General features: G+C 55.5%; 13 protein-coding genes. 1 reads left to right on the top strand and 12 read right to left on the bottom strand.

The features are described from left to right. Positions 1–125: 125 nt before the first annotated feature. From FH871_RS16090 to FH871_RS33485, 12 genes are all read right to left on the bottom strand, one after another. Positions 126–1,313, bottom strand: a complete 1,188-nt coding sequence (locus FH871_RS16090) for a DUF3179 domain-containing (seleno)protein (protein WP_138992424.1) — start codon at positions 1,311–1,313, stop codon at positions 126–128. A 22-nt stretch (positions 1,314–1,335) separates the two neighbouring features. After that, entirely contained in the window at positions 1,336–1,893 is a 558-nt protein-coding gene (locus FH871_RS16095; protein WP_138992425.1) for a carboxymuconolactone decarboxylase family protein, read from the bottom strand. A gap of 178 nt (positions 1,894–2,071) precedes the next feature. After that, complete coding sequence (locus FH871_RS16100; RefSeq protein WP_138992426.1) at positions 2,072–2,620, bottom strand: carboxymuconolactone decarboxylase family protein; 549 nt, start codon at positions 2,618–2,620, stop codon at positions 2,072–2,074. Positions 2,621–2,697: 77 nt separating this feature from the next. Beyond that, on the bottom strand, positions 2,698–3,954 hold the full coding sequence (locus FH871_RS16105) for an MFS transporter (protein WP_138992427.1): 1,257 nt from the start codon (positions 3,952–3,954) through the stop codon (positions 2,698–2,700). 1 nt (position 3,955) lies between these two features. Beyond that, a complete protein-coding gene (locus tag FH871_RS16110; protein WP_138992428.1) occupies positions 3,956–6,754 on the bottom strand; it encodes a TonB-dependent receptor in 2,799 nt (932 codons plus the stop codon). Between the two features lie 103 nt (positions 6,755–6,857). Next, on the bottom strand, positions 6,858–7,418 hold the full coding sequence (locus FH871_RS16115; RefSeq protein WP_138992429.1) for a carboxymuconolactone decarboxylase family protein: 561 nt from the start codon (positions 7,416–7,418) through the stop codon (positions 6,858–6,860). A gap of 53 nt (positions 7,419–7,471) precedes the next feature. After that, positions 7,472–9,688 carry a TonB-dependent receptor gene (locus FH871_RS16120; protein ID WP_138992430.1) on the bottom strand — a complete coding sequence of 739 codons (2,217 nt, stop codon included), beginning with the start codon at positions 9,686–9,688 and terminating at the stop codon, positions 7,472–7,474. Between the two features lie 11 nt (positions 9,689–9,699). Then, positions 9,700–11,247, bottom strand: a complete 1,548-nt coding sequence (locus FH871_RS16125; protein ID WP_138992431.1) for a phosphatase PAP2 family protein — start codon at positions 11,245–11,247, stop codon at positions 9,700–9,702. 53 nt (positions 11,248–11,300) lie between these two features. After that, a complete protein-coding gene (locus tag FH871_RS16130) occupies positions 11,301–12,191 on the bottom strand; it encodes a hypothetical protein (protein WP_138992432.1) in 891 nt (296 codons plus the stop codon). Positions 12,192–12,236: 45 nt separating this feature from the next. Next, the gene (locus FH871_RS16135; protein ID WP_229317325.1) at positions 12,237–13,334 is read right to left on the bottom strand and encodes a hypothetical protein; all 1,098 of its coding nucleotides are present in this window, start codon (positions 13,332–13,334) and stop codon (positions 12,237–12,239) included. A 265-nt stretch (positions 13,335–13,599) separates the two neighbouring features. Further along, entirely contained in the window at positions 13,600–14,151 is a 552-nt protein-coding gene (locus FH871_RS16140) for a hypothetical protein (protein WP_138992434.1), read from the bottom strand. 107 nt (positions 14,152–14,258) lie between these two features. After that, positions 14,259–15,065 (bottom strand): hypothetical protein, encoded by an 807-nt coding sequence (locus FH871_RS33485; RefSeq protein ID WP_212768233.1) that lies wholly within the window; start codon positions 15,063–15,065, stop codon positions 14,259–14,261. A gap of 194 nt (positions 15,066–15,259) precedes the next feature. Here FH871_RS33485 and FH871_RS16150 point away from each other — a divergent pair, with 194 nt between their 5' ends. Further along, positions 15,260–16,852, top strand: coding sequence for an ATP-binding protein (locus FH871_RS16150; protein ID WP_138992435.1), 1,593 nt, complete (start codon positions 15,260–15,262; stop codon positions 16,850–16,852). Positions 16,853–16,857 lie beyond the last annotated feature (5 nt).

Here is a 16,857-nt window from a genome sequence, read left to right on the forward strand (position 1 = left end):
GAAGCAAACCGCTCCCATCCTTTACGACTTTTCACCTAAAATAATGGGATAGACAAAAGAGCGGAGTACGGCGGAAAAAGACCTAAAAAGTCGCATTTCTCACGTTTTTCCTCTCTTGTCTTCCCTCACAAATACCGGGTCGTGGCCGGATGAAACGTTTCCCACGAATGCAGGTATTCCTGCGAGGCCGGAATCCGGGCCAGTTTCTTGCCTTTCAGCAAACCCTCCGTGCAGGCGCCGTGCCGGTTCCAGACCGACCCGGTTTCCCGGTCCCGAAATGAATCCGCCGAATCCGCCGTAAAATGCAGGATCTGGCCGTTTACGTTCCGGTTCCAGACATGGAAGGTCGCACTGTCGGACGCCACCATGAGCAGCAGCGGTGTTCCCGCCAGACTGTCGTTCGTAACTTTTTGTTTGAGTAACTGACTCCAGTCGTAAGCGCGGGCCGCCTGGTTGCGCTCCACGCCCACCACCCACGATTTCGGCTTCCACGACAGGCTGTCGCGCCCCGTCAGTTTCCGTTTAACTTTTCCTTTTTCGTACGGTTCCATGCTCGCATACTGCTCTTTGAAGGTCGAATCCGGCTGGAGAACCAGCGTTTCGGGATGCAGTTCGGTCCAGGCCTGCAACGTCATTTGTTCGGCCTGAAAACCGGGCAAATACTGGCCTTTCAACGGCCCGGCGATGGCTTCGCCGTTGACCTGCCGCCACCAGCTCCCGGTCGTTTTGTCTTCAAACATCGCATTGAAATGATCCATGCCCACCAGCCGGAATTCTTCAATCTTGCCGCCCACCAGCGGCCGAAACACGCGGCCCGTTCGGCAAACCGTGCAGTACGTAATCATAACCGGTTCCCCACCCACCGTGTCCCGAACCTGGTGGTGATAGCCAATAAACTGGATCGGATAAGCCCGCGCCTGTCCGTTTACGACCAAACCCAACACCAGCTTGTCGGCCGGGATTGTACTGGCTTTCAAATCCAGCATCACGGTTTCTTTGGGCTGGTAAAACATTTTTTCGGCCAGAAACCGGAAATTGAAGAGGTAAAAAACCACGCCATAAACGGCCAGCAGCGCCAGCACGGCAGCTTTGCGTCCTCTCCGTTTCGGTGCCGCCAGCAAGTGGTATGTCGGATACGCGATGAGCAACCAGCCCACAATCCGGATGATCCAGCTATTCTGATGAATCCAGTAGGCAAAATCAATCGTATCGGCTTCCTGACTGCCCGGCATCGGCATGATGAAGTAGACTTTTGAAATTTCAGTGGCCGTCAGCAACAGAATACCGAGGATAAAAAGAAGCATGGTTTTCATAGAAAAATGGGTTACAGTGCACTCATCGGGGCATATAATGATCATCCGCCGTATAACCGTACTCCGCGATTTTAGTCGCCCGGAACTTGTACAATTCCGGGTTGTCAGGCGCCCAGGTCGCCAGCCCGTCGACGTATCGATTAAACATACAGAACGCAGCCGCAATCAGAACCGTATCGTGAATATCTTTATCGGTCGCGCCTTGCTGCCGGGCTTCGTGAACCTGCTCAGGCGTCACCTGTTTCCCGCCTTTCTGCACACTGCCGGCAATGGCCAGCAGGGCTTTCAGTTTGGACGAAAGCAAGGTTTGTCCGTAGTTTTCCTTAACGGCTTTGACAAACTCGCCATTCTCGTCGCCCCAGTAATAACTGGCCACGGCACCGTGGATGGTCTGGCAAAAAAAGCAGTCGTTTTCGGAGGAAACATAGGTGGCAATCAGCTCGCGTTCGGCCCGGCTCAGACCGTCGTCGGTTCGAAGCAGCGCGTTGGCTAATTCATTAAGTGGCTTCGCCGTTTCGGGGCTAAACGCCATCGGCCCGCGAATCCCGGGCAACCCTTCAGGTAATTGAATATGAGGCATATCGGATAAAAAAAATAAGTAAAAATGGATCGAAACCGGCGTATATATCCCTGACCGCAGCGCAGCCAGGGAATATCACACTAACCTATTATGAACGCATTGCTTTTGTAGTCCAGGCTGCGGCAGGGTGTTCGTCCGGATTGGTAACCATAAACGCTGCACCATAAACCCTAAGCTTCTATTCCACCGGTTTTGGCATCACATACCCCAGGGTTCCCATGCGCTCGCCCATGGCTTCGTAAGCCGCCGGGTCGGTCGGGGTCAGGCTTGCCAGTCCGTCGACATACCGGTTAAACAGGCAAAACGTGGCAGCAATTAATACCGTATCGTGAATGTCACGGTCGGTGGCCCCCTGCTGGCGGGCGTCGGCCACCAGTTCCTCCGAAACCGTGCGGGCATCCTGCTGAACGTGTTTGGCAATCGTCAGCAAGGCTTTCAGCTTGTCGGAAACCGGAGCGGTTTGGTAATCCGCGATCACCTGATCGACCCGTTCTTTGTCTTTTCCCAAAAGAAACCGGGCCGCTGCCGCGTGGCTTCCAGCGCAAAAATTGCAATCATTAAGCGACGATACGAAGGTTGCGATCAACTCGCGTTCGGCTTCGCTCAGGGGCGATTCGTTTCGCAACAACGCCTGTGCCAGCGCGTACAGATGCTGACCGGTATCGGGTCGGTACATGACCAGACTGCGAATACCGGGAATGCCTTCAGGAACTTGAATGTGTGCCATTTTTTTGATGATTTTTTGCCCTGACAGCGGTTGGAAACCCTGTCAGCGGCTTTAGAATAAGCCGTAAATAATACCAATCAGCCGCTGACAGGGTCTTCGACCGCTGTCAGGGCTGATTGCTGTCTGGGTTTTGTACGCCAGATGGCAATAAAGCCAATGACGAACGTACCGGAAAAGGCAAAAATCGCCGACCCATACCCGCCCAACACCGCAACCAGCGTGCCGATAAAAAAAACCGCCGTTGCCGTCACCAGCCGACCGATGTTGAAACAAAAACCGGTGGCCCGGCCCCGCAACGGGGTAGGAAAAAGTTCGGGCAAATAAGCCGACATGGTGCCCTGGCTGATGCCGAAAAGCAGTGCCAGCGTTGCCATTTCGGTATACACAATGAGGGAAAGGGTGGTGTTCGTTTTGAAAAGCACCGCGGCCATGACGAAACAGGCCGCAAAAACAAACAGCATGGTTCGCCGGTGCCCGATCAGTTTGACAATGAAACCCGACAGGATTCCGCCCAGCACCCCCCCGCTGCCCATCAGCATCATCGATAAACCGCGCGCTTTCCGCGCATCACCCACCACCAGGCTCTGCACCCAGGTCGGCACCCACGAAAAAACCGCCCACAACCCCACCAGCATCGCCCCGAATGCCAGCGAACCCAGCCATAATGACCGGCGGTATTGCGGATCGAAGAGGCTGACATGGGCATCGGCAGATTGCTGATGAACCCGTTTCCATCCTGCCGGTTCCTGTACCAGGCCCGCAATCAAAACGCCAACAACCAGCGGAATACCGCCGATCCAGAACGCCTGCCGCCAGTCGGAGATCAAGTTATTGACCCACCCGGACAGCAGAATCCCGACCGGAAATGCCACCGCCAGAATGCCCATTGCAACGGGCCGGTTGCGCTCCGGCCAGATTTCGGCCACGATTACCGTAGTCAGCACCAGAACACCTCCGATACCGAAACCAGTGGCAAACCGTAATCCAACCACCATGAGCCAGTTGGGAGCAAAAGCCGTCAGCAGGGTACTGCCGCCATACAAACACACCGCCCCGACCAGCGACGTAACGCGGCCCAGCCGATCCCCGAAATAGCCGAAACTCATGCCGCCCAGCATCCAGCCATACAGAAACGTGGCCCCGACGTAGGCACTGACCCGGTCGAGTTCGGTTTTGTCGGCCTGGCCGAGCAGGTCGCGAACGACCACCGGCAGGTAGGTTGACATTAAGGTGGAAACCGTGCCGCTGAAAATATACACCAGCATACAGAGCGCAAACACCCGGCTGCGGTAGGCCGATGTCGTGGGAGCGGCCGTGCGTTGAATGGTTTCCATCTTAGCGCATTCCCTGGTTAAAGGTTAACGAAATGTAATACAGACCGCCCACCGCCGGAGACCCGTAAGCCTGCACGACGTACTGGTTGGTCAGGTTGCTGGCTCCCACTTTCAGGGCGGTTTTCACCGACGGAACCCGGTAGGTAACCTGCGCATCGAGCAAGTGATAGGCCTGAATCCGGCCCGGACGAAGATCGTTGAACGACCCCACCCAGTCGAATGAATCCTGCCAGTGCCAGGCCACGTTGAATCCAAGGTTTTTGGCCAGGTTGCGGTTTCCAACCGTCACATTCGTTTTGTATTTCGGCGTATTGAAAGCCGGAATGTTGTTTGGATTAGCGCCTTTCAGGTTAAAGGCCGACCAGGTTCCGTTGCCGCCAATCGTAAAACCGCCCGGCACATAGTACGTCAGGCCCAGCGTGGCTCCCTGCGCCGTTACGCGGTCGGCCGCATTGGTATACAATTGAAAAACCTGGTATTTGGTGTTCAGGATGTCCTGCGCGGCTGCGGGATTTATGGTGCCGTCGCTGCCCAAAACCGGATTGTCGGGCCGGATGACCACCTGGTTCAGGATAAAATTCTGGTATTCACCGAAGTAATAATTGGCATCGACGGCCAGCCGGTTGTTGATCAGCCCGCGGTAACCGACCTCAAAGCTCTGTACCTTTTCGGGTTTGATGTAGGCTACATTCGATTTTTGCAGTTTGTCCTTGTTGTTCATCACCGCCTGCTGGGGTGTCTTTCCGGACTGCACATCGGCCAGAAAACCATTGACAAAACCGCCGACAGAGGGTGAATTGATCGAATTTTCGTAGACATTCATGCCCGCGCTGTTGGCGGGAGCGCCCCCCAGAATCGTAATCGGGCCGACATTCAGCTTGATAAACTGGTCGCTCGGCGTCGGGTTGCGAAAACCGGTTTGAAACGAAGCCCGGAAGTTATGCGCTTCGGTCGGGGAAAAAACCAGCGACGCTCTGGGCGTGAAATACCCGGCAAAATTCTGGTTTTTATCGTACCGCCCCGACACCGTCAGTTTCAGTTTGTCGGCCAAAAGCCGCTGGCTGGCCTGGACAAAGGCTCCGAACTCATTGTACAGAATGCGCCCCCCTTTATCGTCGAACAGCGTTCCGTTTGTAAACAGACTGAACTGGCGGAAATTGCCGCCGGCCAGCACTTCAGTTTTCGACAAACCGGCGGCTTCCAGGGCCGAAGAGAAATTGTACTGGGCATCGGCATGGTACATTTTCGTCTGGCTCAGTATACCGGCGCCGTTCAATCCCTGAATCGTTTTCAGCCGCGCCTTTTCGCGATCAAATTCTGCCGAACCGGGCAGATACCGCCCCTGATCGGCAAAGCGCCGGGCGGCTGTGTGATCGGCCGTCGTGACGCCCTGCACCTTGCCCTGAAAAGCCGCTGTATAGCGTGTAAACCACATTTCGTCCGCCTGATTGGCCGGAACCACCGTGCCATTCAGGTCGCGCACCCACGTCCGGCCAACCTGCTGACCCAGCGACCGGGAATTGAACGAATCGTGTGAATCTTCCTGATTGGTGTAGCCCCGGACAAAGAAATTGGCACCCCGCAGTTCGATGCGGTGCTGGAGCAACGAAAAACCGTTGACCGAAAACCGGTTGCTGCCCGTGTAATTAGCCGTTCCTTTGGAATAACTGTAGGAATAAATCGCTTCCAGATTGGGCGTGATCCGGTAATGCAAGGCCCCGTTCAATTTCAGACTGTAGACGTTATAATCCGTCAAATACCGTTCTTCGTAGCCGGTGCGGGCCACTTTGCCGATGCCGGTGAGGGTGCGGTTTACCTCGTCGCCATACACATTCAGGCCGTTGTAAGCCGGGTTGTTGTGTCCCTTTTGTTCGGCAGGTGTGGTGGCATCGACGTCGGTATAATCCGTGGCAAACCAGTCCAGACCCTTCATGTACGCAACATTTAGCTTGAAAGCCAGCTTGTTGTTAAACGCCTTCGCATACCGCAGGGCATAATCGTGGTACAGGGCGGCACCGGTATTCGGGTCGTTGACGTGGTTGACGCCCACTTTGGCCTGCGCACTCAGTCCCTGAAACTGAAAGGGATCTTTCGAATGCATCAGCAAGGCCCCGTTGAAAGCCGTCGGGCCGTACAAGGCCGAGGCCGATCCCGGCACCAGTTCGACGCTTTCGACATCGAGATCCGAGAGTCCAAACATGTTACCGACCGAAAAACCGAAACCGGCGGGCTGGTTGTCGATCCCGTCGATCAGTTGCAAAAACCGGGTGTTGCCGGTGCTGGCAAAACCGCGCGTATTGATCTGTTTGTAGGTCAACCCGCTGGTGACCATATCGACGCCCTTGAGGTTGTTGATGCCCTCGTAAAACGTCGCCGAGGGCGTTTCGCGAATGGCCCGGCTGTCCATTTTCTCGATGCTGACGGGGGCTTTCAAGATGTTTTCTTCCACCCGCGAAGCGGCCACCACCACATCCTGCAACACCTGCGTGCTGACTTTCAGCGATACGGTGACGGGTTGGCCGGCATTGGTTACCGGAACCAGTTGGCGTTCATACCCCACCATCGTGACGACCAGCGTCCAAGGCCCGCGCCGGTTGGTGGTCAGCGTGAACTGGCCCAAAGCGTCGGCGGTAGTGCCGGTTAACTGGTCCTTGATCTGAATACTGGCCCCCGCCAGCGGGGCCTTGGTATCGGCGTCGGTGAGGGTTCCCGACAGCCGGGTTTGCTGGGCAAACGATGTGCCGCTCAGCAACAAAACAAAGAGGAGACTATATAGGAATGAAAGCCATTTGTGCTTCATGAGTTCTGGTATTTTATCGGTGAGGGCTGCGTACGTCCGAACGGTTTCGGGCTTTTAGGGCGTACTTCTGTCAAAGACGGGTCATTTAAACCCTGAAAAATGGCTATGTTTTGGGTGGAACCGGAAAACCGCCGGGTGGCCGTTTATACCCCTGAACAATGCGTTCGCCGAGCCGCTGGTAATACGCCGGATCGGTCGGTGTTACGCTGGCCAGCCCGTCGACGTACTTGTTGTACAGACAGAACAAGGCCGTGATCAATACCGTGTCGTGGATCTCCCGATCGGTGGCGCCCGCCTGTTTGGCCCGCTCGACGGCTTCGGGCGTCACGTCCTTCCCGCTGCGCTGGGCCCGGGCCGCAATGGCCAGCAGGGCTTTCATTTTTTCGCTGACCGGAGCGGTTTCATAATCCTGCTTTACCTTCCAGGCAGTTTCGTTTTCGCCCAGCAGCAAGTCGGCCGCTTTCGTGTGAGCGGCTGTACAGAACCGGGTCTCGTTCCGGGCCGACACCAGGGTGGCAATCAGTTCGCGCTCGCCCGGCGTTAAAGTCGACTCGCCCCGCAACAGGATTTGGGTCAATTCCCGGATGGGTAAAGCCGTATCGAGACGGTATTCGAGCAAACCGGTGATCCCCGGTAAATGCTCAGGAAGTGGTATATGGGGCATTAGCGTACAGTCAAAAATGTGAATGAATCGTACCGAAAACTTCCGCTTCCGGTTTACAACCTGATTCCCAGCGTCAACACGCCCGTCCGACCGTCGGAGGGCCAGATTCCCGGCCCCGGATAGAAGGTGGGACGCTTGGTGAAATACGCCGTATTGAGCAGGTTATTGATACTTCCCCTCAGCGTAAAACGCCGTCCGATCCGCCAGGTGGTGTTCAAATCCCAGATGCCGTAGGCCGGAACGGGGCCTCGGGCGCCATTGGCCGTCGGTTCCGGGGTGTTCAACGCATCCGAAAACGTCTCACTGACGTAGCTAAACTGGGCGGTCAGACTAAACGTGCGGTAGCGGGCCGTCAGTCCGTTGCGGCTGGTCCAGCGCGGTGCCGATTCCACCCGGTTGCCATCGATGGTTTGGTTATCGGCTCCCGTCGAAACGCGGGCGTTGTGGTACCGGGCATCTACAAAGGCCGTCGAAGTAAAACCGGTCAGCGCAAACTGGTTGGTTCGGTAAAACTGCGCTTCAACCAGGGCTTCGACGCCTTTGGTTCGACTGTCGCCGACGTTGGTACGGAACACGTAACTTTCGCCCGCCGGGTTGGTCAGCACCAGACTCCCCAGGCGGTTTCGGTAGGGCAGATAAAATGCACTGACGTTGACGTGCAGTCCCGGCCAGTAGCCTTCCAGACCGATTTCCGCGTTATACCCCGTCGCATCTTTCAGGTTCTTATCGACCTGTTCGTAAACGGAGGTGGGAATGATGTCCTTGAAAATCACCGGGCGATAGGCCTGCGACCAGCCACCGTACACTTTCAGTTCCGGGCGAAACCGGTACTGGGCATTGATGCCGAGCAGGGCAAACCGGTGGTCGATGTCGTTTGGCAGCTTCAGCGGGTCGTAATAGCTGATGGTTCCCCGCAGCCGGGTCAAGCCGCTTTCCACCCGAATCCCGGGCGAAACCGTCAGCTTCGGCGTCAGGTGAAACTGGCTTTCCGCAAAAACCGCTACATTGCTGGTGTAAAAGTGCAGATCGCGTCCGAATGGCCCGGTAATCGACAGATCAAAATCGGAGCCTGTCGTGCCTTTCCCCTGCTGCCGCCGGTTTAGGTCGTTGTTCATGACCTGAATACCCACCACGCCGGTCGCGGTTACATTTCCAAGCTGATACGCGTGCAGCAAGCGCAATTCGGACGTATAACTGTGAAAATTATCGATGTCGACCTGCCGGTTTCGCGGCTGTCCGGTTGCCTTGATGAGCGTATCCGGCACGTTGGCCAGCGCGTCGAACAGGACACTATTTCGCTGGCCCAATACCGCCGACGTCAGCCACATCAGCCGGGTTCGGTCCGTCATCTGCCAGTCGAGCCGCAACGACGGCACCCAGATGTCGGGATTGAAATAGTTACGGCTACGGGTGGACTGCTGCGGATTTTGCGCAAATTGTGCTTCCGTCAATGGACCCGGAATGCGGTAAACGTATTCTGAGCGACCCAATTCCGCACTGATCCGAAGCCGCTTGGTGGCCTGATACTGCAAACTCATAAACTGGGCCTGGGCGTCCGAGGTAGCATTTTGCCGATACCCGTCCGAATGCCGCCGGTAATCATAACCGTAATAGGTCAGCTTCCCAATTCGCCCGCCAATGGCATTATAGGTACTCCGCAAGCCGTAGGAACCCACCGAATTGATGGTTTCAAACCCAAACCGACGGGTGGTGTCGCCCGATTTAGTCACGTAATTGAGCATTCCGCCAAACTGCGCACCGTATTGCAGGGAAGCCGTTCCGCGCACCAGTTCAACCCGTTCGATGCTTTCCATCGGGGGCGAAAAGTGGCTGGCCGGATAACCGTACATGTCCGAATTGGTCAAAACCCCGTTCTGGCGACTATTGTATTCCCAGGACCGGTGCGGGTCGAGTCCCCGCGTCGCAACGTTCATCTGGTTGCCGGTTCCGTCCATGTCATAAACAAACAAACCCGGAAGCCTCGCAAACACCTGCCGGGCGTTTTTCTCGGCAATGTTCGCGTCGATTTCCCCCAACCGCACCACCTCCGTCCGCTTCCCACCCAGCAGATACGTCCCCTGCACATCGGGCAGGGATTGTGTGAACCCCTCCCGAATACCGGTTACGTTTACCTCCTTCAAGGTTTGGCTACGCAGGGTGTCGGCTACGGGTTCTGGAGCTAATGACTGGGCGAAACCGGTAACCATCAGACTGATTATCAAGCCCATACTGGTCCCCAGAATACCCACATTCTTCTTCCAAGAGTCCATGCAGTAGCGGTTTAAAGTCCGGACCCGTCGGCTTTTGCCCGGGCGATGGCGTAATTTCCAACTTCGTTTCCGGCCTTCAAACCAGCCTCACAATCAAAGCGATAGTGAATCAATCCGTAAATGCGCGACACGGAGGCTTCCTGCGCCTGTTTCGTAAAGATTTCTGCCTGATCAGGGAATAAGTAGCCCAATACCGTGGCGGCCGCCCCCGAGAACGTCGAGTGACCGGAGGTATACGACGGAAAATTGGGCAGTCCTACGGACGTCTTCACTTTAAACTGCTGCGGACGGGGATAATAGTAATAGTATTTCGAGTCCCAGCACGTGATGGCCGCATCCATTTCGGCCGTTCCCAGCAGGGCCAGCGTGCGTGCCATCCGGACTTCGCTGTGCCGGGCTTCGTGGCTCACATTGGCCGCCGTACGGTGCCAGTGGCCGGGGGGCGTGTAGCTTCCGGCTCCGTCGGCCCAGTAATTGGCAATTCGCGCCTGTTCGCGGGTCTGGTTTTTCTGAATGTTCTGCAATTCCTCCAGGTCTTTTTGAAAAGCCGGACTGTCCAGTGCCGGGGGAGGCACGGCGCGCAGTTTTTCCAGATCCGCCTTGGCGAAATTCCACGGCAGAACGGCCCCGTAATTCGGCAGCATGGGCGGACGAAGCGGCAATTCCTGGCTCACCCAGACTTCACGAAGACCCCGTTCTTTGGCTTTTTCGATCATGCCCGCTGTCAACGTCTGATTGTTCGCAGCAGCCATCCCATCGGTTCGGGCGCGACCCATCACCCTGGCTGCCACGGCATTTCCGAGGTCAACACCGGCAACCAGATCACTTTCCACATTCATACCGGCCCACAAACGGCTTTCACGGTGTTCCTTCAGGCGGGCTTCCAGATAGGGCACCTCGCCCGGAAACATGGCCTTCAGAATCGTCACCGAAGCGGCAGCGACGACGGCATCTTCCGAGGGATAGGTCGGAATGCTGGAAACCGGCAGGGCCACCCGAATCGTGGCATCGGTTTTCGACGGTGCGGCCCGTTTGAACTGGTATTTGTAGTTCCAGGCCGCCACCAGGGCGTCATACTGGGCCACACTCAGGTAAGCCAGGGCGCGGGAAGCATACGGCGGATTGGCAAACGGAAACTTCGGATCAGCCAGCGGATTGGCCGCGTCGGGCACCGGATATTTCCCCTCGGCGTTGTAGGCCGGCGGAATGTTATACCGGGCCGCCAGTTCGCGGGCAATCTCATTCCAGCGGTAAACGGCCCCGGCACCCCAGTAAACAACGGCTTCCTGCTGTTCCTTCGTCAGGCTCGCGGATTTCTGCTTCAAACTGGCCAGTTCGGCCACGTATTCGGGGGAAGAAACCGCTTTGGGGGCTGGCACCGCTATTTCAGTGGCCGAGGTTAGCTGGTACGTTTTCCAGGAACCCGCTTTTTCATCGACCGACGCGGGGGCATACCCCACCCGCTGGGGTTCTTCAATGGTTTTGTCACAAGACATCAAAACAGCCACCGTGGCAAAAACGCCGATCGCTCCTTTCAGCCTGTTAATATAGGTTTTCATACTTTTTCTTGATTAATCAGGGGCAATGAACCGAGCGCCATTCCCCATCCTTTTTACAACTTAAACAGATACAGCACGCCCACCATGAAACTCGTGCTCTGTCCGACATTCCGGCCGTCGGTAACGTAGCCCACCCGGGCGTTGACACCGATGTTTTTGGGCTGCACTTTCCCGTACCAGCCCACCGTCGTTGCCTGCATGTTGTTGGTCGGGAACGGCATGTCGTGTCGCCGGATGTAGTCGCCGTGGGTGCAGGAACTGCGTTCGGCCCAGAGTTCGGTCTGCCATTTTTTCCGCAGAATACCCAGCCGCAGGCCCGCGTCGTAGGCGTTCGGAACGCTTACTTCGTTGGTGTTGTACACCCGGTCGTCGGCCTGGTAGGCATCGCGGTCCACGTTGATGTTACTCCGCCAGAGGTAGGTGCCGTGCGCGTTGAGGTACAGACCGGTTTTCGGGTGTTTGTAATTGGCAATCAGCCGCCCCGAAACCGTCCGGCACTGCAACCCAATCGACATCGGCAGAAAATCCGGGACGTAATTGCCCACCGGCAGCGAGGCTCCCGCTACGGCATGCAGCGAAAAACCGTGCGTCGACAGAATCCGGTATTTCAACCAGCCCGACAGATCCTGAAGACCTTTCTGGCCCAGCAGGTTACCGGCACTGGTTTCGGTCCAGACATACGGCAGGCTCAATATGACGTTCAACCGGTTGGTAATTCCAATGGCAGGCATCAGCATCACGTTTTGGGTCGTGTGCGTGCCAATGTTGGAATTGGAGCGTTTGAGCGAGTTTTCCCAGTAGTCGGTCCAGGTGCTTTTGCCATACATCGCGGCCACACAAACCGACCCTTTGGACATATAAATGGCATCATGCGGCATTTGCGCCTTCACCTCGCCTACTGCGAACACCGCGGTGATTACCAGCAATTTGATAAAATTTCTCATGGTATTAAAAGGTGGATACGTGTCGGAAAGACCGATAAGAAATGTCTAGAACCAGCGGCTCAGCGAAACGGATACGGAATAATCGGCAAAAGCCGCATCACCGTGACGAACGCCGAGCGGATCGAGTTTGTCGGAATAACTCTTGATCCGGTTGCGGTAGAGTGCTACCGGGACGGTTGCCGTAGCCGAGAATTTGCCGCGCATGTAGGCCAGGCCGGGTTCGACGGCCACGATGTAACCGGGTCGACGGAATCCTTTGCTTCCCCCAAAAACATCAGACGACGGAATGCCTTCTACCCGACCGCCGAGCATCACGGCCAGACCCGGAATCACGGAAATAGACTGGCTCAGTCCCACCCGGGCGGCAAATTGATCCGCCACCGAGAAATAGCCCGTCACCAGATCGATGGTCGTCGCTTCGGGGCTGCGGAGCACGTTGTTCGTTTCGCGGGGATTGAAGAGGTAATACCCGGAAAAATACGCCGTCAGTCCGCCGGTAAGCTGGGCATAGCCCTGACCTTCCACACTGAAGCCCACACCCCCATCGCCCAACTGGATCGACTGATCGACCGGTTTGTTGACGATATAGTCTCGTTTTTCCTTGTCCAGTTTGTGAAAATCGCCGGTTACGCCCGGATTGCCGGTCGGGAGTTTAACCCCCACACCCAGTGCCAGGTTGGCTTTCGACAGTTTCGCCGGATTCACCAGCCAGTAGCTTCCCGAAATCCGTACATCACCGATGCCCTGCGAATAGGTATGGAAACGCTTTTGTTCGGGGTTGGCAGTCAGTGAATTACCGTAATGTTCATACAGCGAGGAGCGGTCATTGTACTGAATCGGCAGGTTCACGGAAAAAGATAAGCGGGGGGTTGCCAGGTAGGTGATGCCCAGATCGAGGGCGTGCGACAGGTTGATCACCTCCGTATGTTGCTCCAGGCGTTCTTTCTGCTCAACGTCGCCTTTGAAGTGCCGGAACGACCGGAAATACCGGTAGCCCATGTTCACCTGCCACTGGCCGGTGCGTTGTTTGAAAAAATCGGCCGAGGTGGCATTGCCCGGAACGGCGCAGCCCATGTGCCGGACGGCTACGCAGCCCTGTGCCGACGCCTGGGTATACAGAATGGACAGGCACAAAAAGGCCATAGAAAATCGGTAAAACAATTTCATTGCTTCGAGTTGTCTGAGATGGTCATAACGTGGATTGCGGGTGCGGCCAAAAGGCCCACCAACCTCCCAACGGATGGATAAGAAACCGGTGATGAATACCCGGCAGCGTACGGAATATACCGTCGAACCCATTTCGGGGCCACGAAGGATAAACAGCACGTGCTTGGTGGGTTACGGGGACGAACACGCGCGATTCAGCCACGACCTGAGGTCGCAGGGAACCGGCGAATCAACGAATTCATCAGGACAACAACTCGGGAGGGGGAGAATAAACCGGCAGACTGCGGGTCGACAAATGGGAGGTAAACGAAGGAATTCGCACCAGCTTCTCGTTCCAGTCGTACAGAAAAAACCAGGTACGGGCGCGGTTGATGGGCGAATATTCCTTTAAAAATAATTTAAGCAGGTTAGTGGCTTTTTTAGCCGATTCGGACGTGCCGGTGGCAAACTGCTCCTTCACAAAGGATAGCAGATCGCGCTGAAAAAAGGATTTGGCCTGGTTGACGTAGCCGGAAATGTGGAGCGTATCTCCCGAGACATCCAGGTTGACAATTTCGTAGAAACTCCCCCGGTATTTGAACCCTTCCGGTTTGCTCTGCGTCAGAATGGCCTCGTTGGGGTGTTTTTGAAGTGGTATTTGAAACTCGACAATATGGTCGACCGACGAAAAAACCGTAACCCGTTCCGACAATTCATGCTGTTCCTGCCACTGCACACTGACGAGCACCAGCAGATGCCCCAGCATGTGGTAAAGCAAAACAACGAATAAACCGAAGGAGATAAACCGTTTCACAAATCTTTATTCGGTAAAATTTACTCAAATATACTATATCCTTGGAATCTTGCTACTTCATACGAAAATTTTCAAAATTCAATTTTACGGTTTGGTGGCCAGCAGCCTCACTGAGCCGCCAGTTCCACCGTTAATGCAAACCGGGTTGGAGCCATCGTGGGGCCACTAAAACCACCTCCTCCGCCCCCACCGTACATGCCGCGTCGGCCATACATGCCGCCACCGTACATGCCACCACCCATGCCGCCCATGCCCATGTTGCTCGAATTGGACGAACTCTGCTTCGGCCGTTCCGGAACGCCGGATTCAAAACCGATGGCGAGGGGTGTTCCCGAACCGGGTTTGGCATTGAGCAATGCCAGTGGAATGGTGAGGTGATAAACCAGCCGACCGGCTTTATCCTCCAGTCGCCCCGTAATGCCGGACGGATCGCCGGTGGCCGACACCAGCATTTCGTCTTCGGCGACGAGGTGAATGAGTTTCATCTCGATTTTCCGGTCAATGAGTTGTTTCGTCATCGTCGACCGATCCGTGGGGCCGGCTTTGGCTCCCAACGCCACGGGGCGCCCGGTTGCGGGGTCCATTTCTTCGGGTAGTGGAAACTGAATGCCGCGCCAGGTTTTTTTCTTGCCTTTCTGATCGAGCCAGATGGTGCTGCCGAACAGCAGGGATTTAAACTGATCCTGGTCGTTATCCAACTGGAATGTCAGGAACAATTTATCGGCATTGTTCACGGCCACCACGTGGACTTTCGCGTTTTCCAGAAAAACTTCCGCACGCGACGTACTGTCGGCGGTTGCTCCGGTGGCAGTTGGCACATTCGTCCAGGTACTCTTTACCGGAACCGATTTTTGAGCCACGGCCACCCCGACCGCCAGGAATATCATTATACCGATCAATGCGTTTCGTTTCATTGCCTGAGTTGAGGAGTAGGGAATGAACGGATTTTCACCCGTTTTTATAGGCGTGCTAAGGTACGGTTTTTTCGTGGAAAGGCATAGGGAACGACAATCGCTCCTCTTCTTCGCTACTTTTTTAGCCACCGGACGACACAAAATACGGTTTCCATTGGTTTAATTCGGAAGGAAGTCGCACCGATCCACACGCTATGAGTTCTACACCAACCAACTACTGGAATAGTCCGTCTGCGGAGGAACAGCTTGTCCTGATGCAGGCCATCCTGGATGCCTCACAAAATGTTATGGCGTATTGCGTCCCCATGCGCAACGAAGAAGCCCAAATCGTTGATTTTTCGTATCGGATTGCCAACCAGCGTCTCGCTCAGTTGTTGGGTATCGAACGGAGCCAGATCGTGGAAAAGCCCTTGATGCACTGGTTTCCGAACGCAAAGGAACTGGGCTTATTTCAACAGTATGTCGACGCAATTGAAACGAAAGAGCCTAGAATTGTTGAATTCCCGTATGGAAACCAGGCTTGTGACGGTTGTTTCCTCATCACCGCGACCCCATTGCAGGAAGGCATCGTGCTTTCATTCGTGGATATTACCGACCAGAAGCGGGCGAGAGTGGCCCAGCAGGAACAGGCTGAGCTCTTGCAGGCAACGCTGGACGCATCGTTGAATAGTACCATCGCCATGCGGGCGATCCGGGACGAATCCGGGCAGATCATCGACTTTCTGATGCAAACCGCCAACCGGGCTGTCGAGCGGGATCTATTTTTGCCGCCCGAGAAAATTGCCGGACACCGGCTGCTGGAGGTATTCCCCGGCAACATCGAATCCGGTCTGTTCGGATTCTATCAACGGGTGGCTGAAACGGGCCAAACCGATCAAACGACGCAGTATTACATCGACGCAAACGGGTTGGAAGCCTGGTTCACGGTGGCCGCCGTCCGGCAGAGCACCGACCAGATTGTGATCACGTTTATGAACATTACGGAGAGCAAATTGCAGGAACTGCGGTTGAAAAAGTCCAACGAGGATTTGGTGCGATCCAACGAATTGCTCGAGCAGTTTGCCTACGGGGCCAGCCACGATTTGCAGGAACCTTTACGAAAAATTCAGGCGTTCGGCGATCTGCTTCTCGATCAGTATGGCAGCCAGTTAGGCGATGGCACCACGGTTTTGCAGCGGATGCAGTCAGCCGCCAGCCGGATGTCAGGGCTGATTCAGGATTTGCTGACGTATTCCCGGCTATCTACTCAGAAACCCGCTCCGGTTGCGGTATCACTCAATCCGTTGATCAACGACGTGCTGTCGGATCTGGAACTGATGATTCAGGATAAAAACGCCGTCGTTGAAGTCGCCCCCCTGCCGACCATCCGGGGAAGTGTTAGCCAGTTGCGGCAACTGTTTCAGAACCTGCTCATCAACGCCCTGAAATTCTCGTTCCCGAACACCCCCCCACACGTTCAAATTTCGTTTCGGGAAGTGCGACTGGGTGACTTACCAGCGGGTTTGACCTTTCCTATTTTGCCCGTCGCACTGAAACCGCTTCAAAAGTCGATCCGGTTTTATGAAATCAGCGTTCAGGACAACGGGATTGGTTTTAAAACTGAATACCGCCACCAGATATTTAAAGCATTCCAACGTTTGCACAGCCAGAACAGCCAGTATGCCGGAACGGGCCTGGGATTGGCGATTGTAAAAAAAGTGGTCGAAAACCACTTTGGAGCCATCCTGGCAGAAAGCCGGGAAGGCCAGGGGGCGGTTTTCCGGATTTTCTTACCGACAGGTGTCTAATCCTG

The organism is Larkinella sp. C7 (assembly GCF_006149005.1).
Taxonomy (GTDB): Bacteria; Bacteroidota; Bacteroidia; order Cytophagales; family Spirosomataceae; genus Larkinella.